This window comes from Rosistilla carotiformis (assembly GCF_007753095.1).
Classification (GTDB): Bacteria; Planctomycetota; Planctomycetia; order Pirellulales; family Pirellulaceae; genus Rosistilla; species Rosistilla carotiformis.
In genome coordinates this window covers 5,499,810-5,524,764 of the sequence record NZ_CP036348.1, presented here as the reverse complement: position 1 = coordinate 5,524,764, position 24,955 = coordinate 5,499,810, and the positions used below count along the sequence as shown (strand labels likewise).

Here is a 24,955-nt window from a genome sequence, read left to right as displayed (position 1 = left end):
CAAGTTGCATTACGTCCGTGACGTTTGGCGAAGACACCTACCGGATGAAAACCGATGAGGGGCTGCTGAATCGAGCCACGATGCGAAACGCTGGAATTACTCTGTTTCGCGCCGCAGGTCACAATTCAATCGCAACCACCCTAAGAACGCTTGCCACGAAACGGATCGATTTTTCTGCTTTTTGTAGACTCGAACCAGGAACACATTTTGGGTTCCTGGTTCGATACGATCATTCCATGGGTAATTGATTCTTCCCCATTACGTTTATCCCCGGAAGCCTTCCCGCCACTTAATCTAACCGGCCGAGTTAACGACGACGCTGAAACGGAAAGCGGTTTGTGCCACGTCGAAACAACTCGTGGTCTCGCTTCCGGAAACGCCCCCCAGCGACGCTGCTGCGTTTCGCGACTTCACCGCTTCTACAATCTATCAGACCTCGAATGTCTTGCCGTCCTCTTCGTAGGTCACTCGGTAGAGATCCTTGCGGCGGTCGTTCCAGTTCTGCACGCTCCCCGATTCGCGATGCTTCCGCAGAATTTCCAGATCGACATCATCCATGACAACGGTTTCGATGTTCGGATTGCATTCCGCACCCACCGAGTCGCGAGAGAAGCCGACGTCGGCGGGGGTCAGAATCGCCGATTGGGCATAGTGAATGTCGGCGTTTTCGACAAACGGCAGGTTGCCGGTACATCCCGCGATCGCGACGTAGACGTGGTTCTCCACACACCTTGCTTGAGCGCAGTGTCGGATCCGCAGATACCCTTCGACGGTGTCGGTGTTAAACGGCACGAAGATGATCTGCGCACCTTTCGCCGCAGCGATCCGGACCAATTCGGGGAATTCGATGTCATAACAGATCAACATCGCGACGCGACCTGAATCGGTATCGAAGACGTTGACAAAATCTCCAGGACTGACGCCCCACCATTTCCGTTCGCTGGGAGTGATGTGAATCTTATATTGCTTGTGGATCGTACCATCGCGACCAAAGCAGTAGGCGACGTTGTAGAGCTTTTCGTTTTCGACGACAAACTGCGATCCACCGATCACGTTCACATTGTATTTGACGGCGCACTCGGTAAAAAACTCGAGGTACTGCGGCGTGAACTCGGCCAGTCGGCGTGCGGCGAGTCCGGGACGAGCCGATTCGACGCACGACAACAACTGCGTCGTAAACAGTTCGGGAAACATGATGAAGTCGCACTTATAATCGGCAGCGACGTCGACGAAGAACTCACTCTGTTGCGTGAACTCACCGAAGTTGTTAATCCGTCGCAGTTCATATTGCACGACCGCCAGGCGAACCGGTTCGAAAGCGGCGTGATACCGCCGTGTCCGAGAGGCTTGATATTCCAAGTTCCTCCATTCCAGAAAGGTCGCGTAGCCGCGCGACGCTTGATCGCTGGGGAAGTAATTGGGGATCAAACCTTGCAAAGCGAAGCCATTGGCAATTTGAGCCGTCAACACGGGATCGTGGATCGCTTTGGCAACCACTCGCTCGACATATTCGCTAGCCGACATCTCATCCGCTCGATCACCGTAGCCTGGAATCCGTCCGCCGATGATGATCCGTTCGATGTTGCGTTCCCGGCACAGTTTTTTCCGCGCGTCGTACAATCGCCGCGACAACTTCATCCCGCGATACTCCGGATCGACCATGATCTCGATGCCGTAAAGCGTATCCCCTTCGGGAGAGTGATTGCGAATGAAACCGTTGTCGGCAACCTGGGTCCAATCGTGCCAAGCGGTCGTGCGGTCGTAACGCAAAATCAAACTGGACGACGACGCCGCAACCTCGCCATCGATCTCGACCACCAACTGCCCTTCGGGAAAGACCTTGATTTGGCTTTCAATCTGGTCGCGGGTCCACGGCGACATGCCCGGAAAACAGCGTTGTTGCATTTTTACGAGCGCATCGTAGTCGTCGATCGACAGCTGACGAACTTTGACTTTCCATTCAAATTCTTTGAGATCGAGTGGATCCATCAGACAGTACCCTATTATCCATTGTTGGCGTTTTCCGCTGCTGTTTCGCGGACTGCGATCTCGGCAGACGAGCCCCTGTATTCTCGCGTGCCAACCGCTCGGGCGGGAAGTGGGCGTCGGAGAATTCCTCACGCAATTGAGCTTAAACCGGCTTGGCCGATTGGGCATTCCATCCCGTCGCATCCGCTCTCTAACAATTTGACCCGATTCCGAAGGGCGCTTGCTTCCACCAGCCAGGTATCGAATCGCTCGCAGGTTTCCGCCCTGCGCACGGCGTTGATCCTGCCATCCGCTCGATGTGGCCGTTGCGATGGCCTCGAGCGAATTGTCCCTCGATATTTTTGAGCGCCTCGGCATCCCCGCTGCCCAACCGATCGATCGCCTCGTCGACCGCACTGTTGAACAGGATCTTGGCATCGGGATCGAGAAGACTAACAGATCGATCCACGTATTGACGATTGTGCGCCGGTGACCGCCCTTCGAAGAAAAAATGCCTGCGTGGTTGGCAGATTGCGCAATCCGAAGCACATTGCAGAGACGCGGTTTCCGACGGACTAATCGGCCAATTCGCCGCCGAGTTCGCGACGCAGCCAGGCTCGCAACATCGTCCATTCGGCTTCGACGGTCCGTTTGGAAACGCCCAGCACGTTGGCAACCTCTTCGACCGTCAGGCCACCGTAAAACCTCAGCTCGACAATTTGAGCCTGCCGGGGATCGAGCGTCGCCAGTTTGGCCAAGGCGTCTTCGATGGCCAACACATCTTCGTCCTTTTGGTTGGTGACACGCATGTCATCCGAAAGCGGGATGCGTTGACTTTGGCCGCCTCGTTTGTGGCGATTTTTGCCACGGGCATGATCGACCAAAATCCGTCGCATCATCTTGGCCCCGATCGCAAAAAAATGAGTCTTCCCCTGCCAATCGACCCTCGTCTGATCGGCCATCCGCAAATAGGTCTCGTTCACTAGCGCCGTCGGTTGCAGCGTATGGGAGGGGGATTCCTGATTGAGCATCGATTGGGCCAGACGCCGCAATTGGTCGTAGACCTCCGGCATCAAACGGTCCGCCGCCGTCGGATCCCCGTCGACGATCTGTTGCAACGAGCGGGCGACATCGATGGAATCGTCGTTCATGGCGGGAAACGTTGGTTGAAGAATTGGAGGGCAATTCACAAATGGAACTGCGGGGCTCTTGCCTAACCGTCGCGTACCGGTGCGAGAGCGGTTGCTACGGCAAAAAACAATGTACGAAAGTCCATCGATGCAGTCCACCATGAGTTCGACAATCCTTGAAATCCAATCGATGTCTGTCCCTGAATTGATCACCGCGGCAAAGCTGGGCGATACCGATGCCTACGCGGAAGTTGTGATGCGGTACCAAGATCGTTTATATGGCGTGATGCGGCATTATGTCGGTTGTCCGATCCTTGCCGAAGATATCGTGCAAGATGCGTTTGTGCGGGCCTACATCCATTTGGGATCGTTTCGCCAGGAGAGCGAATTCTACACGTGGTTGTACCGCATCGCGTTGAACGCCCGGCGATCCTATTCCGAAAAGCAGCGGCGTTGGGTACCGATCGAATCGGCGACCGAAAGCGATCGACGGCACGGCCGGCAAGTCGAGGAATCGCCATCGGCAGAGATCGAACGCAGCGAAAGTTGCGAACAGGTGCGGCAGGCGATGAAACGGCTGGACGAAAGTTTTCGCGAGGTGCTGGTGTTGCGTGAGTTCGAAGGCTACGACTACCAAAAGATCGCGGAGATCCTGGAGATCCGCATCGGTACGGTTCGCAGCCGGTTGTCGCGCGCCCGGTCACAGCTGCGGCGAGAACTTTCCGCCTATGAGCAATCGATTAATTAGCCGCCGCGGCGTCACACGTCGAAACTGGCAAGACGTACACTTTTCAATAAGGACTTGCACGGCACCGGAAGTCCATGGAACTTGAGCAGCGAGATAGCGTTGAACGAACAGCAATACGCAAAGGTCAAGGATGTTTTTTCTCAAGCGATTGCTACTCCCGAGTCGCAGTGGTCGGGAATCGTCGCTGCGCTGGCAGCAGAGGATCCGATCGTCGCCGAAGAGGTCCGGTCGCTGTTGCGGCATCATCGCGACGTGACGGTCCTCGATTCGCAACCTCAAGAATCGACCCATCCCACGCCGCCGACCGCGATCATGCCTGGTGACGCGGTCCGGCGAGCGATCGATTTCGTCGATCCCGAGGTTCCAGTCGATACGTTTCTGGTGCAACGCGAGATCTGGGAAGAGAACCGTCAGATCTTGCGGCGGCGGTTGATCGTGATCGCCATCGTGATGTCGTTGTTCATCGCGGTTTCGATGATCCGGTTGATGACCTATCACTACGCCGCGGTTGGCTACGGAGCTCGGGGCGTCGCGCTGCTTGTCAGCCTGGGGGCCGCCTGGGTGTTGCATCGCGATCACAAGCTGAGTCTGCGGCGGCTGCGGATCATCGAATTGATCGTGATGGCAAATGTCGGGGTGCTGGCGTCGGTGATCTATTTAAGGATGCTGTTGGACGCCGCGATTCGCCAAGACGTCGTCATGTTTGTCAGCATCAACAACTGGCACTTCTTCGCTTGGGCGTTGCTGATCTTGATCTACGGGATCTTCATGCCCAACAACTGGCAGCGCGCCGCCGCGGTCGTCTTCCCGATGGTCCTGATTCCGAATTTGACCATCTGGCTGGCCGCTTGGATCGATCCACAGATTCCGTGGCTGTTGGCTCAAGATACGTTTGGCAAACCGATTCCGGAGGTCTTTGTCGCCGCATGCATCGCGACTTACACGGCGCATCTGATCCATGGGGCTCGGTTGTCGGCGTTCCAGGCCCGGCGATTGGCTCAATATAAGATCAAGCGTTTGATCGGCGAAGGCGGAATGGGGCGAGTCTACGAAGCGGAACATCTGCTGCTAAAACGCTCCTGCGCGATCAAGTTGATCCAGCCCGAACGCAGCGGCGAGGGGGAGGCATTGCAGCGGTTCGAACGCGAGGTGCGGGCGACGGCGAAGTTGACGCATCCGCACACGATCGAAGTCTATGACTACGGCCAGACAAACGAAGGCGTCTTCTTTTTTGCGATGGAGTTGCTGCCGGGGATGAACTTGCGCGAAATCGTCAAGCGGACCGGAGCGATGCCGGCGCCCCGGGCGATCCATTTCTTGATCGAAATTTGCGAAGCGTTGCAGGAAGCGCACAAGGCCAGCCTGATCCACCGGGACATCAAGCCGGCGAACGTCTTCGCGTCGCAGCGCGGCGGAATCGAGGACTACACCAAACTTTTGGACTTTGGCGTCGTCCGCGACGCGACGCTCGATCTCGATCCCCACACCGCGGCGGTCGAGGCGCAGCGGATCACCGGAACGCCCGATTACATGTCGCCTGAACAGGTAGCGACTCCCAGCCTCGTCGGCCCGCCCAGCGATCTGTACAGTATTGGCGCTGTCGGATATTACCTGCTGACCGGACGGCCTCCGTTGACCGGCGGTTCGTTGCAAGAAGTGATGCGCGCCAAGTTGACGCAAACGCCGGAACCTCCTTCGACTCACGCAGCCGATGTTCCCGCCGACCTCGAAGCGATTCTGATGCGCTGCCTGTCCACCAATCCCGGTGGTCGTCCGGGGAGCGCCGCAGAACTGCTAAACGAACTTCGAGCGTGCGAATCGGCGGGCCGCTGGAGCGAAGAAGATGCATCGGCATGGTGGATCGCGCAGACCGACTGATCCGCAGCCTATTAGAATCAGTACTCAACTCATCACCTCATGGAATACGTTATGAGAGTCTCATCACTCGTCGTCGTCGCGCTGCTTGCGTCGTTGTCAGCCGCGACAGCAAAAGCACAACCGGGATCCAGTCCTCACGTCGATCCATTGCCTTCGTGGAATGAAACCGCTCGAAAACAAGCGGTGATCGATTTTGTAAACCGCGTGACCGATCGCGATGGCGACGACTATGTCCCGCCGGCTCAGCGGATCGCTGTCTTCGATAACGATGGCACGCTGTGGCCCGAAGCGCCGCTTCCCTTTCAAGTTGAATTTGTGTTCGAAGAACTCAAACGCCGTGCGCCGCAAGAACCCAAATTGGCAGCGGATCCGATGGTGCAAGCCGCGTTGGCGGGCGATGTGAAGAAGCTGCTGGCGGGCAAGCACTACGATGGCTTGATGCGAATCCTGGCGCTGACTCACACCGGCATCACGACCGACGAGTTTAATGCGCGCGTCGAAACCTGGCGGGAAACGACACGACATCCACGCTTCCAAAAAGCGTACACCGATCTCACCTATCAACCAATGCAGGAGCTGCTGAAGTATCTCCGCGACAATGGTTTCGAGACGTTCATCGTCTCCGGCGGTGGAGCCGATTTCATGCGGGTCTGGTCCGAAGCTGTCTACGGGATTCCGCCGCAGAATGTCGTCGGATCGACAGCGTTAACGAAGTTCGAATTTCGCGACGGCAAACCTGTCTTAATCAAGACGATGGACCAGGCGTTTGTCGACGACAAGGATGGCAAACCGGTCGGGATTCATCAGTTCATCGGTCGGCGGCCGATCGCCTGTTTTGGCAACAGCGATGGCGATCAAGCGATGCTCGAATACACGACGATCGGCAACCCGTTGCCAAGTTTCGGGATGCTGGTTCATCACACCGATGCCGAACGCGAGTACGCTTACGACGCGCATCCGCCCGCCAGCGGCACGCTGGTTACCGCGCTCGCAGCGGCACCGGCCAACGGTTGGAACGTGGTTGATATGAAGACCGATTGGAAACAGATTTGGGGAACCGACACGATGGAAGCGGCAAATAAGGTTTCGGATTTGTTGGTCGGCAACTGGTTGGCCGAGGATATCGAGAACCGAGGGGTCGTCGACCGGGCGCATACGACGCTGGAAATCGCCGACGACGGTACCGCATCGGGCAACACCTCGGTCAACCGCTACTCGGGCAAAGCGAAGATCAGCGGAGATAAGATCGAACTGGGGCGGTTGGTCATGACACGCCGCGCCGGTCCGCAATCGCTGATGGATCAAGAGACGCGGTTCATGGCGGCATTGGCCAAAGTGACCCGCTACCGAATCGGCGACGACGGGCTGTTGTACCTGATCGACGCCGAGGGAAATGAGATCGTGCGGTTTTCAAAAATCGAAGATTAACCGCAAGCAAAATGAGGCGTGTGAAGATCTTTTCCCTGCCGGAGGATCTTCACCAGCGGATCAGCTTGGTTCTTCGTGCGGTTCGTTGAAATTGGGGCCCCAGGGATCGATCTGCTTCAGCTGTTTCGATTCCAGGAAGCGGTAGCAGTCGGGCAGGTCGAACCGCTGCAAGATCCCGGGGACCATCGACGAGAGCGGCCACTTGTAAGTCTCCGCCGATGCAAGGTCGGTATACGACTTGAGGGAGTGCTGTAGCGTGACCTGTTTCACAACCGGCGACAACACCGCCGCAAACGTCGCCGGGATCGCTCCCCAACCATTCCCGATCAAATGGACTCCGTCGTGACCGAACGACTGCAGCCAGTTGAGGACCGTCAGAAGATCGAACGTCCGTTGCCGCGGGTATTCGTCGCGGAACATCACTCCGTGAATCGCATACATGTAATCGGAACCGTACGCGGACAGATAGGAATTGACGTCGGCGGTATCGGGTTGCGATTCCCCCATGCCGCGCAGGTCGACCGTGAAGACGGGCGTGTCGGGATTTTCGGCGATCGCTTTACCAAGCAGTTCGTTTTCGCGTAGCTCCGCATCGGACGAGTGATGCGACACATACAGGATCGCCTGACGCTTATCCTTGGGCGGTCGCGAGAAGTGCCAGTCGTTGTCGATTCGATAGACCAACGCTTGCACGCGTGGTTCGGTCTCGATCACATACGCGGCAACGTACTTGCGAGGATATTTGCGGTCGCGGCGATTTCGCAAGACCCGATAGTGCGGAGCGTCCAGCGGTTTCCGATCCCCCAACCAATCGTGGACCATCTTCTTCAGCGGCTTTGCGCCGATCTCACCTCGACTCTCCGCCAGTTTAGCAGCCGCTTCGCGCGTGAACTGTTGGACCGTCTTCGAACCCAACTCGCTGACCTGGCCGTCGGGAGTGCACCACAAGGTTTTATCGTCTTCGATCGTCATCTCGGGCTCTGCCGGATCGCCATCGCTGCCGGTGGCGCGATTGAACCAACCGTACATCGCCTCGCGATTCTCTAGAGTGAAACCGTGACGCGTCGGCCCCACGAACAGACCGATGTTCTCCTCTTTCCCAAGCTTGCTGTAGAGTCGTTTGAGTCGCTCGTAAGCTTGTTCGGCACCGCGGACATCGAAGAAGTCCTGCTCCTTGGCCAGGATGATGACCGGTTTAGGCGCCAGTGCGGCCAAAAAGTCTTCGTGATCCAGGCCCAGAGCGAGTGCATTGGGAGGACATTGTTCGGTGTCCGTCGGCAACTCGTTCTCCAGGTTCCGAACGAACGACGTCACGTAACAGGAGGGAGCGGCCATCGCCCACCGCTGGTCGACTCCGGCCAACAGCGTGGTCATCGTTCCGCCGCCCGAATTGCCTGTCACGCCGATCTGTGCAGGATCGACCTCGGGGCGGGTGAGTAGATAATCGAAGGCTCGGATGCCATCCCAGGCTCTCCACATACTGAACGACTCGCCCGTTAGGAACTGCTGATTCCCAGCCAACAGATGCTCGCGAACGCCGACGCCGACGTGCGACTTCAGGTGTTCATCGACATACTGCAAACGTTCGCCTTGACCGATCGGATCGTAGATCAGGCAGACATAACCTTTTTTAGCGAGTCCCTGCGAGAACGACTGATACGCTTCTTCGGCTTTGCCGTTGTGAGAGTGACCGCAGGTGCCGACGACCGCCGGGCGTGGACCTTCGACATTCGTTGGGATATAGAGATTGGCAGTCACCAAAAAACCGGGGCGACTCTCGAAGATCAGATTCTCGATCCGATAACCATCGCGTTGAACGACGCCTGTGATTTGTGGATTCAGCGGCGTCTTCTCGGGCCGCGGTCCGAAGCATTCTCGCACCCGCGTTTGGCACGACTTCACATACGCCTGAGCATCGGCTTGTGTTTCGATGGCATCGAGCCGGGCAACTCGCTTGTCATGAAATTCCCGCATCCGGTCGACGTAATATTCCTGCATCATCCGCGGGAAACGATTCAGCGGCGTCATCGCCGCCGGTTCGGATTGCCCCATGGCTCCGCTGGCCCACCACTGTTGGGCGATCAACGCTCCCAGCGCTCCGGCAGCCGATGATTGTAAAAAATGACGACGTGGATTCGGGGAGGACATGCAGGTCTCCAGAGGAGGGTAGGGAGAGTATCGCGGGAGGGAAGGTTAGCCAACATGGTAACCCAAACCGACAGCGGCATCGACTTTTAAAGAGCTCGAATCGCAGGTGCGGCAACGGACGAAGAACGATCTATTCCGCAGCAGGAGACTTCAGTTCTTCGCGCAGTTTTTCAAGGCCGGTGAGGTTTTCCTGAAGGGCGACCTCGGCATCGACACCGCTGCGATGATCGATGATTCCGATGGGGCCACGATAGCCCGAATCGGCAAGCTGACGCATCATTGTCAGTTCGTGGTCGCCACTGCCCAGCGGCATGATTCGGGCACCGCCGCCGTCGTAGTCGGCATCCTTCCAGTTCATGCCGTTTAGATTGACCGCAAACAGATGAGGCATCATCCGCTGCAGCGCTTGCGGAAAGTCGCGCATGTGCTGATGGCCGCGATGGAAGTTGAAGACGGTTCCGATCTTGATCCCCGTCTGGTCTCGCACGCCATCGATGATCGCCAGTTGGACGTCGAGCTTTCCGAACCACGAGCCGTAGTTGTAGAGGGCCAATTGGCAGCCCGATTGGTCGACGCATTGGGCGAGGTCGGAAAAGGCAGCGATCAAACGCTGGTTCCGCTCTTCCCCCGAGACCTCTTTGAACGAGTTGCGAGAGAACATCGCCCAGATCTGCGGCGTCTCGCCTCGCCGTTTCAAAACGTCGAGGATCTGCTTCACCTGCTCCTCTTCGGACGGCTTGTCGGTTTCGACAACAAGATAAACCGACGTCACCTCGATATCGCGTTTGGCATATTCCTCCATCTGCTCTTCCAAGATCGGAAGGTATTTCTTGAACGCTTCAAAGCCCACCTTTTTGAATCCGAAGTTCGCCACCATCTCAGCCCGTTCGGCCGGCGTCCGTTTGACCGAATCGGTGAACATGACCAGCCAAGCTGTCAAATTATCCGGGCCATACAATGCGACCGCGTCGCCGGATGCCGTGGCATGAGGCTGAGCCCACGCGGTTGCGGGAAGAGATAACAGACAAAGGGTCAGCGTTGCCGCGAACCGAGCGGGGGCGATCATCGTTGTTGCGTCCTGGGCAGGGGGGAGTCAAAGGGTGGTCTGGCTATTCGATCTCATCGTATCGGAAAGGTTTTGGGGATTCCTCCCCGTCACTTCTCCTCTTCCTTGGCGTGCAGTTGGGCGATCCACTGCGTGAGCGCTTCGACCGCTTTCTCATCGGTTTTCAAACGTCCCACCGGCGGCATACGATATCCGCGTTTGTCCGACGTCACTCGCAACAGCATCACCGATCGGTCCGGTTTCCCCGGGGCGATCAGTTTCACGTTGGAGAGTCCCATGTGATTGAGCGGCTTGGCATCCAACACGCCCAGATCGGAGAGTTCGGCAGCGTAGTCGGCGAACCAGTTTGCATTAACGCCGCCGGTCGTGTGGCACTGGCTGCAATTGCTGGCCAGATAAGAACGAACCCGCCGGTCCAACGGGACCGTTTCATCATCCAACGGGTACAGTCGATCGAGTTCGTCGATCGCATCCTCCTTTGGCGGCGCGGTGAACAAGCCGACGTGGGCTAGCGAACGCAACTGGTTATCCGATTTACCCGTCGTGGCGTAAAGGAAATCGCGGTTGAGCTGTCGCGTGTTAGGTCCAAGCACATACCCCGACGCATGCGTATGACACGTCATGCAATCCTCGGGGCCGGGATAGAACCAAGGCTGTCGGCTGCCATCGGCTAACCGCACCTCCTCCTCAACACCGGTCGTTACCAGGTCGGCATCGTCGTTCGAATCGTTCCAACGGTAGGTCGCACCGTAGATCGTTTGATCTTCTTTGACGACCGTCAGCCGCGTCTCGATCCGTTTGCGTTCGTCGCCCAGGGCAAAGTGCTTTACAAAGACCGTTCCGGCCGGGAAGGTCCATGGTTCGCTGGGATCGAAATCGATCGTCATCCCCGCGGGAACAAAGACCCAGCGTTGCTTAAACGCTCCGTCGGACCACAACGGCGAATTCACGTCGTACGGAATCGCTCCGTCGGCCAACGTCATCGAGCGGACGTCGGCAAAGGCTCCCGTTTCGGAGAGCTTCTGCGGAAGGAAATCGCGTTCGCTGCGCGGCATCTGCAGGTAGGGTTCCGATCCGTGATAGCGATCGATTCCGTATGCCTTCGCATGACGAAACAGCGCCGACGTCGGCAGCGGTGAACGGGACGCGGCATGCGGACTGCGCATCTCCAGCGCGCATGGGACCGATCCGGCACCGCGATCGATCCGCAGCGTAAACGCATGTTTTCCCGGTTCCAGCGGAATCAAACCAGCTGGCGAACTCGGACCGCTGAACACCTGCGACGTTCCGATCGTGAATGTCGTTGAGCCCGGCTGGGTTGTTGCGAATTCATAAACACCTGGCTCGTCGACCTCCAGGAAGCCGGTGAAGACCATCCCCGCGTTGGATGGCGGAACCAATTCGAAACTCGACACAGTCCCCGATTGCACCGAACGATCTTCCGATGCGGTCGCGTATTCGATGCCGGTTACCAAACCCTTGGTCGCACCGGGTGGATAATCGGCAGGCCGCGCGGCGAGCGCGTCGATCTGCAGCTTGCGTTCGGCCGCCGGATGAGTGCCATTATCGACGATCACGCGGGCGGTGTAGGTACCGGGACGGTTGGGACGCCACCAGACCTCTCCCGACTTGCGATCGATCTTCATTCCCTCGGGAGCGTCCCGCAAGGCGTAGCGAACATCCGCCTGGCTATCCGCCCGGACTGTCGATCGATAGTCGGCCCCAACAAAGGCAACGGTCGTCGGCATCTCGGTGATCACCGGAGGATGCGCGTCTGCGTCGACCTGCAGAAACAGCGGCTGCGTCGTTACCGATTTGCCGTCGTTGTCGGTGACACGCGCTTGTACCTCGTATCGGCCGCGTGGTGGCTGTTTCCAGCGGACGCCCCACAGGGAATCATCCGTTTTAGAGTGGACACATTTTTGTGACTTTCCATTGACCAAGAGAACCACTTCCGAAACCTGCCCGTCGTAATCATGGGCTTCAATGTGGAAGTCGACCGTTGCGTCGGCGCCATAGACCGACCGATTTTCAGGCGTCTTGATCACAACCGAAGGAGGAATGTTACCACCGATCGGCTTGAGCAACTCGATGCCTCCCTTGATTCCTCCATCACCGCGGCGACGGCCAAAATTGGCGACGTAGATCCAGCCCTGTTCGGTGACAAACAGATCCATCACCCCTTGGAAGACGATCGGCTGGTTGTCTTCGCCTTTAAGAAACTCGTGGAACCCGGTGAAGTTTCCATTCTCATCCAACACAAAACGCTCGATCCCCGCCAGGTTGACTCCTTCGGCGCCCTGGGCGTACAGGTATCCGGCGACCAGATCGCCGTTGAGGTATTCATCGATTCCGCTGATGCAATGATTCCGCCGCGTTCCGATCATCAGGCTGAGATCGAAGTTCGGCAGCGGCATCGTGCCGACCGGATATTCGGGGATCTCGAATGGATCGACCTCCGCCGTCGGGTTGCCGCCGTAAGAAACCCATTCCTTGCGAAGCGGATTCGCATGGCCGTAATAGGCTCCTCGTTTTAGACGAGCAACCAAATCAGGCGGCCCATCGGAGACAACCTCTTCTTTGATCGGACCACCGACCAGCAACGGCCCTCGAGGTGGATCGTGGATGGTGACATAATATTCCCCGTTGGAATGTTGGACGATCCCGTGCGGGTTGCGAAGTCCGGTGGCGACCAATTGAATCGGCGCGTCGCCTCCCTGCATTTGTTCCAGCGTGTAGTCGCGCGGCGAGACCGCTCCCTTGGCAAAGTCGGGATGTTGGAAATCGATCTCCAGAACGGCTGCGCTCTGATTGTCTTCGGTCGTTCCCCAGAAAGTCCGTCCGCCTTGGTTGGCGTACATTTTTCCCGACGGGGTGAAGACGAGATTGTTCATCCCATGATTGCCACCACGACCTAAGAAGTCCAACACGATCGTGTTCTCGATTACCGGGTCGGCAGCTCCGACCGGCTTGACGCGAATGCGATTCATGTGCCCGCGGTCGTTGAGGACGGTGATGTAGAAGACGAGGTTCTCCGCTGTCGCCGAGGGATCAAAGACGAAGCCGTTGACCGGGCCGGGGAGCATCAACAGACGTTCTTCACCGACAACGCGCCCCGTTGCCGGATCCAGCTGGTAACGCCAGACCTCGCCCAGGTGCTCCTTGACCATTTTCCCTTCGCCATTGTCCCGCAAATCGCGTCCGCCCGAATTGGTTGTCGTGGTGTAGAGATGGCCATCGGGGCCGATCGTCACCGTACTGTGACTGTCGCGTTGGACGAGATTTTCGACCGAAAAACGTGGGAAGAATTCGTTTGCGTCGGTCGGTTCCGCCACAGACGCGACACACACCGCAACGATTCCGACGGGAAGGGTTCGCCGAAAGCGATCGAGAAGAGATAAAAACATTTCACACCGTGAGAGTTGAGTTGATCGTTCGTGCAGTGAAAGCGAAAACAAATCGATTGGCGGGCTACATCGATCGGGGCAGATGGGGTTCATCGAATCTTGAATGTCGCGGGGATGATCAGTGCAGCGAGGCAAGGTCTGCACTGATCGATCATCGCAACATCGCTTCGCATCTACCCATTGTTGGGAAGAGGGAAATCGTAGTTGATCGTATAGCTATCCTCGACGATCTCCACATCATCCTTATGCACCGGAAACAAACGCTCTCCTTCGGGAACAAATGGAATTTCGACTCCCGTGTATCCCGAAACTTTGACAGTATGATGACCAAAGACGGGGCCTTTTCCGTCGGAGTCATAATAACCGTCTTGGATCACAAGGATCACTTGAGGTCCGCTGGTTCCCTTTTCGGCGTTGGGGCGGTATTCGATCGTGCCGACGGGAACGGGCTGCCCTTGGAAGGTGACATATCCCGAAACTTCGGCCCGGGGTGGACCGTCGGTTCCTCCACATCCAACCGTCGATCCCAACAGGGCGACCACAACTGTGAGAACCGAAAATTTAGCGACAGAGAATCTCATTGAGGCGCTCCTCCAATAGGCAGACCGTCAGCTCGGGTCCCCATCGTTTGGTACAGATTGATGTCGATGTTTTCCGATCGGAAGCTGACCGATCCGTCGACCATGGTGAACATACATCCGCCGGGATGGTAACTGCCGAAGACTCGCTGCATGTGGGCGTGCGATGGGGTTTGACCGGGAGCCATCGAAGGGTAGAAAGTGTTGATCTGGTCGCGAGCGGTGGCACAGATCGCGGTCTGTGGAACGGAGTTCCAAGCCATCCCAGCCGAGCCCCAGGCCAGGTAATTGTCTTGCGTTGGATCGTCGCCTCGAGCACGTGGGTATTTGGTTTCTCCCAGCAAGAACGTATTCGATGTGCCATCGAGCACGTGGGCAAATTTGGTTTTCGATCCTAGGTACAACATCCCGTCGTTATCCAAACCGCGGACGCCAACATCGTCCAGATCGCCCAGGTTCCAACAGGTGTATTCGACGCCGCCGGAGACGCCCAGATAATTCAGCAGGTTGTCTTGGCCCGAGTTCCGTGGGTCGCTGGGGCATTTGAAAGCTTCGATCGACATCAACCAGACCGATTCGTTTTCGCGACCTCCCGCCCAACTGGAGTGCAAAGCCCAGTTGATCGCATAGTTGGAATCGAACTGTTCGTAGATGGCGTTTTGTTCGATGAAGGGCAGGATCATCGCGGTCCATGGGCTGCGGCCAATCCGGTCCCCTGCGCCATGATTGGTGGTGAAACAGTTTCCCCGACCGGTGCCGGTCAGCCGGTTTTCGATGTGGTGAGCCCAGCCCATGGGAAAGACCCGGTGGGTGTTCTCGTAGTTATGCATCGCCAATCCAAGCTGCTTCATATTGTTCGAGCACTGCATTCGCCGTGCGGCTTCGCGCGCCGCTTGTACGGCGGGTAGCAACAGCCCCACGAGGATGCCGATCACGGCGATCACCACCAACAGTTCGACAAGAGTGAACGCACTTCGCTTCGGGCGTAATAAACGACTCATCATTGAAGTCCCTCAACTTAAAAAGTCCAATTGAAAAAGCGAGCGATCGTACGAGCGGCGACCGCAGATTGACGTCGGGAGTGGCGAGCCGGTCAGCTCAATTTTGCAGCATGCTTGCCATTGGCAGCGCTGCGGTGGGGTTGTCGATCCGTGATTGCATCTCCTGTTTGGTTCAGGTTCAGTTTTGCAAATTGCTCGATCATTTGAGTGATCGCAATTTCCGAAGGGAGCCGTTCCATCGAACTGGCACCATAGAATCCGTGGATCTCCGGGATTCGGTCGAGCATGTATTGCGCATCGTCGGGAGTTGCGATCGGGCCACCGTGACACAACACGATGACGTCGTCGCGGACCGAACGGCACGCATCTGCGATTTCGCGGACCAGGGGAACACACGAATCGAGCGTCTTTGCCGTCTTGGCACCGATGGTTCCATTGGTTGTCAGTCCCATGTGGGCCACCACCACGTCGGCTCCCGCAACGGTCAACTTCCGCCCTTGGTCGGGATCAAACGCGTAGGGAGTCGTCAGCATGTCCTGGTCGTTCGCTGCGGCGACCAGGTCGACCTCCAGGTTGAAACTCATCCCCGTCTCTTCCAGGTTCTCGCGGAAGACACCGTCGATCAGGCCGACGGTGGGAAAGTTCTGAATCCCCGCGAAGCCCATTTCGCGAAGCTCTCTCAGAAACGGATCCCGCAACAGAAAGGGATCGGTTCCGCAGACACCGGCCAAGACAGGTGTCCGTTCGACGATCGTTAAGACCTCGCACGCCATCTCTTTAACGATCTGGTTGGCGTTGCCAAAGGGAAGCAGGCCGGCCAGCGAACCGCGGCCGGCCATCCGGAATCGTCCGGAGTTGTAGATCACGATCAGGTCGGCGCCACCGGCTTCGGCACACTTGGCCGAGATGCCGGTGCCAGCACCGCTGCCAATGATCGCCTTGCCGGCGGCAATTTTGTTCTTCAACCGCGTCAAGACGCTCGTTCGATTGTGTTTCAACATCGTGTTTGGAATTCCTAGAGGAGCGAGTGGAGTAAAAGTAAGTGGAATGAGTTAGGTGATCCGCCCGCACGCCGGTCGGAGCGATCCTCGACAAAGGGATCTGCGACGTTGCCTCGCCGCGGACATCCGTGATGTTGGTAAACAGCGATTTTTGAAATCGCGGTCCATTGGGGGGAATGCAACAGCTGTGCCATTTGCGATTCGAAGTCGCAAGGTTGCCGAAACGCCAACAAAAGGGATGGTTTTAACCAAAATCAGCGTCAATTCCCTCTTCGATAGGCTGTCGTGTGGATACCCGGGTGTGTAGTGTATCCACAGAAGTACACAATCCGGGGGCTCGCCGAAGCTGGTTTTAACCAGAAAGTGGAGGTTTCGATGATCGATTTTCGCAACCGACTCGAAGAATCGCGAACCGGGACGCCGCTGTTGATGGTGGTCCCTGGATCGGGGCTGATCGCAAAGTGCGCCGTCGAATCGGAAGCCGATGCGTTGATGGTTCTCAACGCGGGCATCTACCGGTCGATGGGATCGGGGACGCTCGCCGCCTTCATGCCCTATGGCAATGCCAACGATCAAACGCTGGAGTTGTTGAAGGAGCAGATGCTGCCGCGGTCCGGCGATCTGCCGATCATCGCAGGCGTCTTCGGTGTCGATCCGACGCGTCCGATTCGCGACCGCTTGCGCGAACTGCAGGATCTCGGTGTGATCGGTGTCGTCAATTGGCCGGCGATCGGTTTTGTCGATGGCAAGTTTCGCAAGCATCTGGAAAAGGAAGGCCTGGGGACCGAGGCCGAGGCGGAGATGCTTGCCGTCGCCCGCGAGTTGGGCTTTGTCACGTTTGGATTTTCGCTGTCGGTCCAGGAGGTCGAACGCTTCGTCGCGACGGGCGTCGACGGCTTGATCCTGGACGTCGGGCTGACGCGATCGAGCGACGATTTTCGAGCCAAGCGGGACGACGTCCACCGCGCCATCTCTCAGCTGAACAAACTCTCGGCCGCCGCCGACTCGCGTCCGGAATGCGTGCGGGTCGCTTTCGGCGGGCCGATCACCGCCCCCACGGAATTGAGCGAGGTCTTTCGCCACAGTTCGATCCATGGCTTCGCTGGTGGATCGGTCTTCGAACGCCTGCCGGTTCAAGACATCGTCAACACGACGCTTCGGCGGTTCAAAGGAGTCGCGTCGAGTGCCCGCGCCGGAGGCGTCAAAACGTTTGGTGGCATGGTTGGGCACAGCCCGGCGATGCGACAGGTCTTCGACGTCATCAATCGCGTTGGGCATCAAGACGTGACCGTCTGCGTCGAAGGGGAAACGGGAACCGGCAAGGAACTGGTCGCTGGGATGTTGCATCGTTTGAGTTCGCGAGCGAACCATCCGCTGGTCACGCTCAACTGCGGAGCGATCCCGTCGTCGCTGTTGGAAAGCGAACTGTTCGGTCACGAACGCGGAGCGTTTACCGGAGCGGAGCGGCAGCGTCCGGGAAAGTTCGAACTGGCTCACGGTGGCGTCTTGTTCCTCGACGAAATTGCCGACCTCAGCCCGCACGGACAGGTCGCACTGCTGCGTGTTCTGCAACAGAACGAAGTTGTCCGCGTTGGCGGCGACACGACGATTCCGGTCGACGTGCGGATCGTCACCGCGTCGAACCGCCCGCTGTCGGCGATGGTCGACGCGGGAGATTTTCGCGCCGACCTGTACTACCGGTTGAGTACGATCACGATCCGGTTGCCGTCGCTGCGAGAGCGATTGGAAGACATCCCGCTGTTGGTCGAGGCGTTTCTGGCCAGTCTGCGCACCCAGCTGAATCGGCCGATCGCCGGCATCTCGTCGCGGTTTGAAAAGAAGTTGCGTGCGCACGCCTGGCCGGGAAACGTTCGCGAACTGGAACATGTGCTGAACCGCTGTGCGATTCTCGAAGACGGAACGCATTTGGAGGGTTGGTCGTTCGAACCGCAGCCCTATCTGCGTTCGTCGGCGGACGAATCCGATCGACCGCTGCCATCAAAACAGGAACAGGCCGAACGGGCTCTGCAAGAGGCGGGGGGCAACGTCACGCGAGCCGCCGCGGCGCTGAACGTGACGCGAAAAACGTTTTACCGCTGGTTGGATCGCGGCAAGGCGGAGCGCCCTTCCACGTCGTAGCCACTCATCCCGCGGCGTGGCATTTCGGCATCGCGTCGAGACAGTCGTAGTGCTCGACTAGTTTCGCGCTGAAATCGAGGTCGTTGATGTGATGCGGCAGGCGGACGATGCGACAGTTTTCATAGCCTTGCAATTGCTTCTGCAGCTCATCGAACAGCGCCCCGTTGGCTTCTGGATCGTAAAACGGCATCCCCGGAGCATCCAACATCGACAGACCGCCTTCGGGAATCACCAGGACCAGCGGCGCCGTGGCGCGGCGAAACTTTGCCCCCATCCATCGCGCGATCTCGCGATTCTCTTCGGGCGTCGTCCGCATTAGCGTCACCTGTTCGTTGTGAACGTGTAATCGCCGGTCTCGAAATTCCGCCGGCACCGTTTCCATGGCACCAAAGTTCACCATGTCGACAGCTCCTAGACTGACAACATACGGAATCCCCTTGGCGATCAGCGTATCGAACCGCTTCGGTCCGGCGGCAAAGACGCCACCGACCACTTCGTCGGCAACTTCGGTTGTCGTCACGTCCAAGACGCCGCGAATCATTCCGTTGTCGACCAATCGCTCCATCGCGCGGCCGCCGGTCCCGGTCGCATGAAAGACGTGACAATCAAACCCACGCTGCTCCATCCGTTGCCGCACATCGGTCACGCAGGGAGTTGTCACGCCGAACATCGTCATCCCAACCGTTGGCCGTTGATCCGATGTGGGAGCTGGATAGTGCACCATCCCCGCGATCGCATGGGCCGCGTTGGCGAGGATACGCCGCGAGACCACGTTGAGTCCCGCCACATCGACGACGGAATACATCATCGTGATATCGCTGCAATCGACGTAGGGAGCGGTGTTCCCGCTGGCAACCGTAGAGACCATCACCTTGGGCAATCCGATCGGCAGAGCACGCATTGCGGCGGTTATCAGCGACGTCCCACCGCTGCCGCCGATACCGATCACGCCACTGACGCGACCGGCAACAAATTCCGCCGTCAAAAAGACCTCCAACGCCCGTCCCATCGCCGCCACCGCTCGCCCCCGATCGCCGTGAGCTGTCCCCAAGTCAGAGTTCTCAGCAACCTGAGCCCGAGTCACATCGGGAGTCACCGTTGGCGGCAATTGAGTCCCCACGTCGACCATCTTGACGCGGATCCCTGCCGATCGTAAACACTCTTTGACATACGCCAACTCCTCCCCCTTGGTGTCCATTGTACCAACAGCATAGACAGCAGAAGCCATAACCGATTCCTCATTCAGGGTGAGTTGAACGATTGCGGCAAAGAGGCATTCGACAGTGCATGAATCGAGCGTCGGATGCCCCGTGGCGCTAGCGACGACGATTCCCACGCACTCCCAAACGCTCCTTCCGAATCGCGGGAAGGCAGGATCCCATCGCGTGCATCGTTGCGCAGAACGCGTCGCCCAAGCACTCCTTTGGGCAGACATCGATCTCGCGATGGGTGAAGGACAGCGTAGCGTTTCTGAAATCACTTTCAAGCTTTTTGTCTTCGCTTCGTCCACCCAACCATCGGGTCTGGGGATCGCGAGGGTGGATTCACACCGAAGAGGACGGTTCGAATCGCCAGTTGTTCTGGCAGATGACATGCCCTTTAACATGAAGAATGCGCGACACCGTTAAGAGGCTTCGAGGCGAGACGCAGCCACGTCGTTTGTTCGCTTTAACCGCGGGAGGCGATGAGGGTTGCGCGGGTTGGCAGCGGGTGCCCTTCGATCGTGGTCGTTTGATCGGGAGAGAGGAAATCGGCTAACGATTCGAACTCCATCCACTCGGTCCGCCGCTGTTCTTCGGTCGTCGTGACGCAGACGTCGACGACTTCGATCTCGCGGAATCCACAGCGGGAAAGAAACCGCTCGAGCATCGTCAGCGAAGGAATAAACCAGACGTTCCGCATCTTGGCGTAACGACCCTCGGGGATCAAAACCTGCGAATCGGGATGGTCGATGATCAACGTTTCCAGCACCAATTTGCCTCCCGGTCGCAGCGACTGGAGCATCGATTTCAGGTGATCGATCGGGCTGGTGCGGTGATACAAAACGCCCATCGAAAAGGCGACGTCAAACGCCTCCAACCGCTTCGGAAGATCGGCGTCGGTGCCGGGCAGAACGTGCGCCGCCGAACCGCCGACGTAATGTTCGACGACACGATTTTGGGCGATGTAGAGCGGAAAGGGATCCAATCCGATCACGCGACGCGCCCCGGCGGCGAGCATTCGCCAACCGTAATACCCGTTGCCACAACCGACATCCAAGACGCTGGCATCCCGCAGATCGAGATGCGGCGCGACGCGAGACCACTTCCAATCGCTGCGCCATTCGGTATCGATGGCGATTCCAAACAGATCGAACGGCCCCTTTCGCCAGGGATGAAACAGTCGCAGTTGTTCCCGCAATCGCTGCTGGTCTTCGTTGCTGATCTCGCCGGAAAGCGTTACCGCCGGCAGCGAGAAGTCGGCGGTCACCGCTTCGACCGCGGGAAGATCACAGGTCGCCTGAGTCCACTGCGACCACAGCCCATGCGCCGCATCGTGCTCAAATTCGCGAGCCCGTTGCCGCAGCGTTTCGGCCCAGCCCGCGTGCCCCTCGGATTCCAATTCGGCCAACAGTCCTTCGATACCGATCGTCATTTTTTATTGCCGAAACCGCAAACAAGTAGGAACACGACGGTGCCGCAGCTGCTCTTCAAGGCGATCATCATTTGACTGCCAAGATCGACGTGAAATTGAAGCATTGAAACCAAGGAACGACGGTGGCGAAACCGACGTCGGCAAGCCGGGTGCGATGCGTCGCAAGCGTCTCGGGAACCATCATCTTTTCGAGCGCCGTTCGTTTTTGAGCGATTTCGAGTTCGCTGTAGCCGTTGGCTCGTTTGAAGGCGTGATGCAGTTGGGTCAGCCGCAATTGTTCCTGCGGATCGTCGAAGCTGATCTTCTCCGATAGGACCAACGCCCCGCCGGGCAGCATCCCATCGAAGATCGTTTGCAGGACCGATCGCCGCTCCGCCGCGGGGACAAATTGCAAAGTGAAGTTGAGCACGACAAAGCTGGCTCGATCGATCGGCACCGCGGCCAGATCGGCTTCGTGCAACGCGACCTCACATCCCTGGATCGCTTCGGCGGCCAACAGCTCTCGCAACCGAGCGATCATCGCTGGCGAAGAGTCGACCGCCTGGATCGTGCAACTGCTGGGGACGCGTCGGCTGATGATCCGCGTCGCCGCCCCAAGCGAACATCCCAGATCGTAGATGTTCGTGTCGGCAACAGCGTACTGCTGGGCCAGTTCGCCGATCATCGAAAGAATCGAACCGTACCCGGGAACGCTCCGCGAGATCATGTCGGGGAAGACATCGACAACGCGTCGGTCGAACTGAAAGTCGCCAACGTTTTCGAGGGGGAGCGCGTAGATATCGTCTTGGGACACGGTTCGCTTCATCGATTGCAGAGAAGCCGCCGTTTAGTTGTCGCTGGCCGGAGGCAGTTTGAATTCGGGCTCCACGTTTTCGGGAGTCGTGTTTTCGACAGGTTCGGTACCGAGATTCGGCGGCACGTTGAACTCCGATCCGCTACCGGGGCCTTCCACGCTGCTGGTCGCGGCGGCCGCAGGAGCCGCGGCGGGTGCGTCGGTCGTCGCAGGGGCCGGTGCGGCCGCGGGTTGCGAATCGGTTGCCGCAGGTTCGGTGGGGGCCGGTTGGTCTCCGCCGCCACAACCGATGGAGATCGCGACAAACACAAAGCTGAGCGTGAGGCTGAGGGCACGTGACATGAGACTTCTCTTGAATTCTGATCGTTGGGTGGGGAAACGTTCGATTCCAGCGGGTATCCGCCGCGCGATCGCCGCTGCGGTGGACATGCTCACAGTTTACAAGCTTTTGCCGCTGGTACGAGATGGAGTCCGGCCTCGCCTCAGGGCAAATCACCGTTTCAATCGTACGTATCAGCCGCCACGCGTTAGCAGTTTGTCGGTTTAATCAGCCGATTGGGCGTTAGCCCCGGTTCCGCTGCCACTAAACCGGGGCTAACGCCCAAACGGCTAATCCAAGGAAGCTCGTTGTGACTAAACCGACAAGCCGTTAGCGTCCGGCTGCGCATGAGGAACCGGACGCTAACGCGTGGCGGCTGATTTGCCTAAGCTCAAACACTAAACAGCCCTGGGCGTCCCCTTGAGCGGAGCGCTGCAAAGCCGTTTAATTGTTGGCTAAATAGCTGTTGGCATTCGAGCGCCAAGCATCTTTCTGTAGACCGGGCCGTTCTGGCCAGTGTGGCAAGCGATTTACACGATTCAACCCTTGGCGGAGTTCTGCAATGTCAAACATTTCCAAATTCATGGACGACCATTTTCGCCACTTCAACGCGCGCGAGACCGTCGCGGCGGCGCAGGCTTATAAAGATCAGCTGGCGTCGGGCAACAAGATGATGGTTTCGCTGGCCGGAGCGATGAGCACCGGTGAGATCGGTCGTTCGCTAGCGGAAATGATTCGCCAAGACAAGGTCCACGCGATCAGCTGCACCGCGGCCAATCTGGAAGAAGACATCTTCAACCTGATGGCTCACGACGAATACAAGATCGTCCCCAACTGGCGTGCCTTGTCGACCGAAGACGAAGTCGAATTGCTCAACCAGGGGTTTAATCGCGTCACCGACACCTGCATCCCCGAAACCGTGATGCGGAACATCGAAGGCCGCCTGCTGACGCTGTGGAAAGACGCCGCCGACAACGATCGGCCGCGCTACCCGTACGAATTCATGTACGAACTGCTGGACGATCCGACGCTGGAACCGTTGTTCCAGATTCCGAAAGAGAACAGTTGGATGCTGGCCGCCAAAGAGAAGGGGCTGCCCGTCTTTGTCCCCGGGATCGAAGATTCGACTCTCGGAAACATCTTCGCCGCGCGCGTGACGCAGGGGGTCGTTAGTTCGCACCGCGCGATGCGCAGCGGAACCGAACAGATGTCGAAACTGATCGGTTGGTACCAGGAACAGACCAACAGCGGTGCGGAGATCGGATTCTTCCAAGTCGGCGGCGGGATCGCTGGCGATTTTGCGATCTGCGTCGTGCCGACGATGATCCAAGATCTGAAGCTGGACATTCCACTGTGGAGCTACTTCTGCCAGATCAGCGACGCCGTGACCAGCTACGGCGGCTACAGCGGTGCCGTCCCTAACGAAAAGATCACCTGGTGCAAGCTGTCCGGCGACGCGCCGAAGTTCATGATCCAGAGCGACGCATCGATCGTCGCTCCGCTAATGTTCGCCTACATCTTGGGCTGGTAGCCGATCAGGCGATGGCATCGTTTTAATACCGTAGTGAACGCGCGGGCGATGCTCGCGCGATCAAGCGCACTACCGTTCAACGAACGAGCCTCGGACCGTCGCAAGAATTAGCGGCGTGATGTCGTGGACGAGGTTACGAGTCTCAGCGATCGGGTCTGATGCGTGCAAAAGGACTCGTAGCCTCGTCCACTACGCTTCGGTGAGCGGTATTGCGGTTGCGCAAGCTGAGGTGTCGCGTCGTTAGACCGGGGCGCCGGCGACTCCGATCGCGAAGCAGAGGAATCCGGGCAGGGCGGTGGCGATCAACGAATCGGTGACGTCCCAGACGCCGCCGAGTCCGGGCAGCAGATTGCCGCTGTCTTTGGCTCCCGAATCGCGTTTCATCAACGATTCGGCGAGATCGCCAAACATCCCGCAGGTGCTGCAGACGAGCCCAAAGGCGATCGGACCCCAGATCGGATAATCGATCGGAGCCCCCGTCATGGCGGGGATCAGCCAGTGGAACATCGCAAAGCTGACGCCGATCGACGCGGCGATGCCGCCGATCGCCCCTTCGATCGTCTTGCCCGGACTCAGTCGCGGGATCAGCTTATGCCGTCCAATCGCGCGGCCCGTGAAATAGGCGCCTGCATCGGCCGATTTCGTCGCAGCGACCAAACTGATCAACGCGGCCAGTCCCCAGTGGGGCGACCCCAATCCGCGAATCGCTACCAGAAATGCCATCGGCACTCCGATATAGAGGATCGTGAACGAAGCGGTCATCACACACCCGGCGGCTCCCTTTTCTCCCGGCCGATAGCGGAACATCTCGTTCCCGATCGCGAGCCCCAACGCAACAATCGCTCCGACGGAGATCCAGCCGAGCCGTCCGACGGGGCAATCGGCCGGGTAGGCTTCACCCGAAAGGGGCCATAGCAGCGGAATGCACGCGATCAAGACAACGATCGCCACGCCGATTTGTGTCGGATAGGGACGGACCGGGTAGTGGGCGCTTTTCCACAGTCGTGTGACGTCGATCGCCGTTCCCACGGAAAAGAATAACAACAACGGAATGAGACACAGTCCGCCTAGCGGAAGGCGGTGGTCAAAATAAATTAAGGCGAGGACAACGGAGATCAAGACTGCCGACGTGGCAAGGCGTTGATAAAGCATAAGGATTCTCGGCGGCGATCCGGCGGACGGTGGG

Annotated in this window: 19 protein-coding genes; 6 read left to right on the top strand and 13 right to left on the bottom strand. The window is 58.2% G+C overall.

All coding sequences use genetic code 11. The annotated features are described in order from the left end of the window. Positions 1–429 precede the first annotated feature (429 nt). Complete coding sequence (locus Poly24_RS20005) at positions 430–1,989, bottom strand: carbon-nitrogen hydrolase family protein (RefSeq protein ID WP_145099675.1); 1,560 nt, start codon at positions 1,987–1,989, stop codon at positions 430–432. A gap of 310 nt (positions 1,990–2,299) precedes the next feature. On the opposite strand from Poly24_RS20005, the gene Poly24_RS27155 reads away from it, so the two are divergent. Beyond that, positions 2,300–2,461: a hypothetical protein gene (locus Poly24_RS27155; protein ID WP_197452042.1), complete on the top strand. Its 162-nt coding sequence runs from the start codon at positions 2,300–2,302 to the stop codon at positions 2,459–2,461. Positions 2,462–2,543: 82 nt separating this feature from the next. Here the strand turns inward: Poly24_RS27155 and Poly24_RS20000 are convergent, their stop codons facing one another. Further along, a complete protein-coding gene (locus tag Poly24_RS20000) occupies positions 2,544–3,119 on the bottom strand; it encodes a sigma-70 family RNA polymerase sigma factor (RefSeq protein ID WP_145099673.1) in 576 nt (191 codons plus the stop codon). A 169-nt stretch (positions 3,120–3,288) separates the two neighbouring features. Here Poly24_RS20000 and Poly24_RS19995 point away from each other — a divergent pair, with 169 nt between their 5' ends. From Poly24_RS19995 to Poly24_RS19985, 3 genes are all read left to right on the top strand, one after another. Continuing rightward, positions 3,289–3,846: a sigma-70 family RNA polymerase sigma factor gene (locus tag Poly24_RS19995; protein WP_231753242.1), complete on the top strand. Its 558-nt coding sequence runs from the start codon at positions 3,289–3,291 to the stop codon at positions 3,844–3,846. Between the two features lie 81 nt (positions 3,847–3,927). Further along, a complete protein-coding gene (locus tag Poly24_RS19990; protein WP_145099668.1) occupies positions 3,928–5,724 on the top strand; it encodes a serine/threonine-protein kinase in 1,797 nt (598 codons plus the stop codon). Between the two features lie 51 nt (positions 5,725–5,775). Then, on the top strand, positions 5,776–7,152 hold the full coding sequence (locus tag Poly24_RS19985) for an META domain-containing protein (protein ID WP_197452040.1): 1,377 nt from the start codon (positions 5,776–5,778) through the stop codon (positions 7,150–7,152). Between the two features lie 60 nt (positions 7,153–7,212). On the opposite strand, the gene Poly24_RS19980 is transcribed toward Poly24_RS19985, so the two are convergent. From Poly24_RS19980 to Poly24_RS19955, 6 genes are all read right to left on the bottom strand, one after another. Continuing rightward, positions 7,213–9,300 carry an alpha/beta hydrolase family protein gene (locus Poly24_RS19980; RefSeq protein WP_145099660.1) on the bottom strand — a complete coding sequence of 696 codons (2,088 nt, stop codon included), beginning with the start codon at positions 9,298–9,300 and terminating at the stop codon, positions 7,213–7,215. Between the two features lie 130 nt (positions 9,301–9,430). After that, entirely contained in the window at positions 9,431–10,366 is a 936-nt protein-coding gene (locus Poly24_RS19975) for a sugar phosphate isomerase/epimerase family protein (protein WP_145099657.1), read from the bottom strand. A gap of 89 nt (positions 10,367–10,455) precedes the next feature. Next, complete coding sequence (locus Poly24_RS19970; RefSeq protein WP_145099655.1) at positions 10,456–13,773, bottom strand: Ig-like domain-containing protein; 3,318 nt, start codon at positions 13,771–13,773, stop codon at positions 10,456–10,458. A 173-nt stretch (positions 13,774–13,946) separates the two neighbouring features. After that, positions 13,947–14,354 carry a hypothetical protein gene (locus Poly24_RS19965; protein ID WP_145099652.1) on the bottom strand — a complete coding sequence of 136 codons (408 nt, stop codon included), beginning with the start codon at positions 14,352–14,354 and terminating at the stop codon, positions 13,947–13,949. After that, the gene (locus Poly24_RS19960; protein ID WP_231753241.1) at positions 14,351–15,355 is read right to left on the bottom strand and encodes a DUF1559 domain-containing protein; all 1,005 of its coding nucleotides are present in this window, start codon (positions 15,353–15,355) and stop codon (positions 14,351–14,353) included. Before Poly24_RS19960 ends, Poly24_RS19965 begins: the two co-directional genes overlap by 4 nt. Positions 15,356–15,444: 89 nt before the next feature. Then, positions 15,445–16,353 carry a phosphoenolpyruvate hydrolase family protein gene (locus tag Poly24_RS19955; protein ID WP_145099646.1) on the bottom strand — a complete coding sequence of 303 codons (909 nt, stop codon included), beginning with the start codon at positions 16,351–16,353 and terminating at the stop codon, positions 15,445–15,447. Positions 16,354–16,728: 375 nt separating this feature from the next. On the opposite strand from Poly24_RS19955, the gene Poly24_RS19950 reads away from it, so the two are divergent. Continuing rightward, complete coding sequence (locus Poly24_RS19950) at positions 16,729–18,492, top strand: phosphoenolpyruvate hydrolase family protein (RefSeq protein WP_145099644.1); 1,764 nt, start codon at positions 16,729–16,731, stop codon at positions 18,490–18,492. A 4-nt stretch (positions 18,493–18,496) separates the two neighbouring features. Here Poly24_RS19950 and Poly24_RS19945 read toward each other — a convergent pair whose 3' ends face one another. The 4 genes from Poly24_RS19945 to Poly24_RS19930 all read right to left on the bottom strand — a co-directional run bounded on the left by Poly24_RS19945 (position 18,497) and on the right by Poly24_RS19930 (position 22,261). Beyond that, a complete protein-coding gene (locus tag Poly24_RS19945) occupies positions 18,497–19,720 on the bottom strand; it encodes a Tm-1-like ATP-binding domain-containing protein (protein WP_145099641.1) in 1,224 nt (407 codons plus the stop codon). Positions 19,721–20,160: 440 nt separating this feature from the next. Further along, positions 20,161–21,126: a tRNA 5-methoxyuridine(34)/uridine 5-oxyacetic acid(34) synthase CmoB gene (cmoB, locus tag Poly24_RS19940; protein WP_145099638.1), complete on the bottom strand. Its 966-nt coding sequence runs from the start codon at positions 21,124–21,126 to the stop codon at positions 20,161–20,163. A gap of 67 nt (positions 21,127–21,193) precedes the next feature. Next, positions 21,194–21,919 carry a carboxy-S-adenosyl-L-methionine synthase CmoA gene (gene cmoA / locus Poly24_RS19935; RefSeq protein WP_197452603.1) on the bottom strand — a complete coding sequence of 242 codons (726 nt, stop codon included), beginning with the start codon at positions 21,917–21,919 and terminating at the stop codon, positions 21,194–21,196. 33 nt (positions 21,920–21,952) lie between these two features. Next, on the bottom strand, positions 21,953–22,261 hold the full coding sequence (locus tag Poly24_RS19930) for a hypothetical protein (RefSeq protein WP_145099631.1): 309 nt from the start codon (positions 22,259–22,261) through the stop codon (positions 21,953–21,955). 539 nt (positions 22,262–22,800) lie between these two features. Here Poly24_RS19930 and Poly24_RS19925 point away from each other — a divergent pair. Then, positions 22,801–23,769 carry a deoxyhypusine synthase family protein gene (locus Poly24_RS19925; protein ID WP_145099628.1) on the top strand — a complete coding sequence of 323 codons (969 nt, stop codon included), beginning with the start codon at positions 22,801–22,803 and terminating at the stop codon, positions 23,767–23,769. A 240-nt stretch (positions 23,770–24,009) separates the two neighbouring features. Here Poly24_RS19925 and Poly24_RS19920 read toward each other — a convergent pair whose 3' ends face one another. After that, positions 24,010–24,921 carry a phosphatidate cytidylyltransferase gene (locus Poly24_RS19920; RefSeq protein WP_145099623.1) on the bottom strand — a complete coding sequence of 304 codons (912 nt, stop codon included), beginning with the start codon at positions 24,919–24,921 and terminating at the stop codon, positions 24,010–24,012. Between the last annotated feature and the right edge of the window lie 34 nt (positions 24,922–24,955).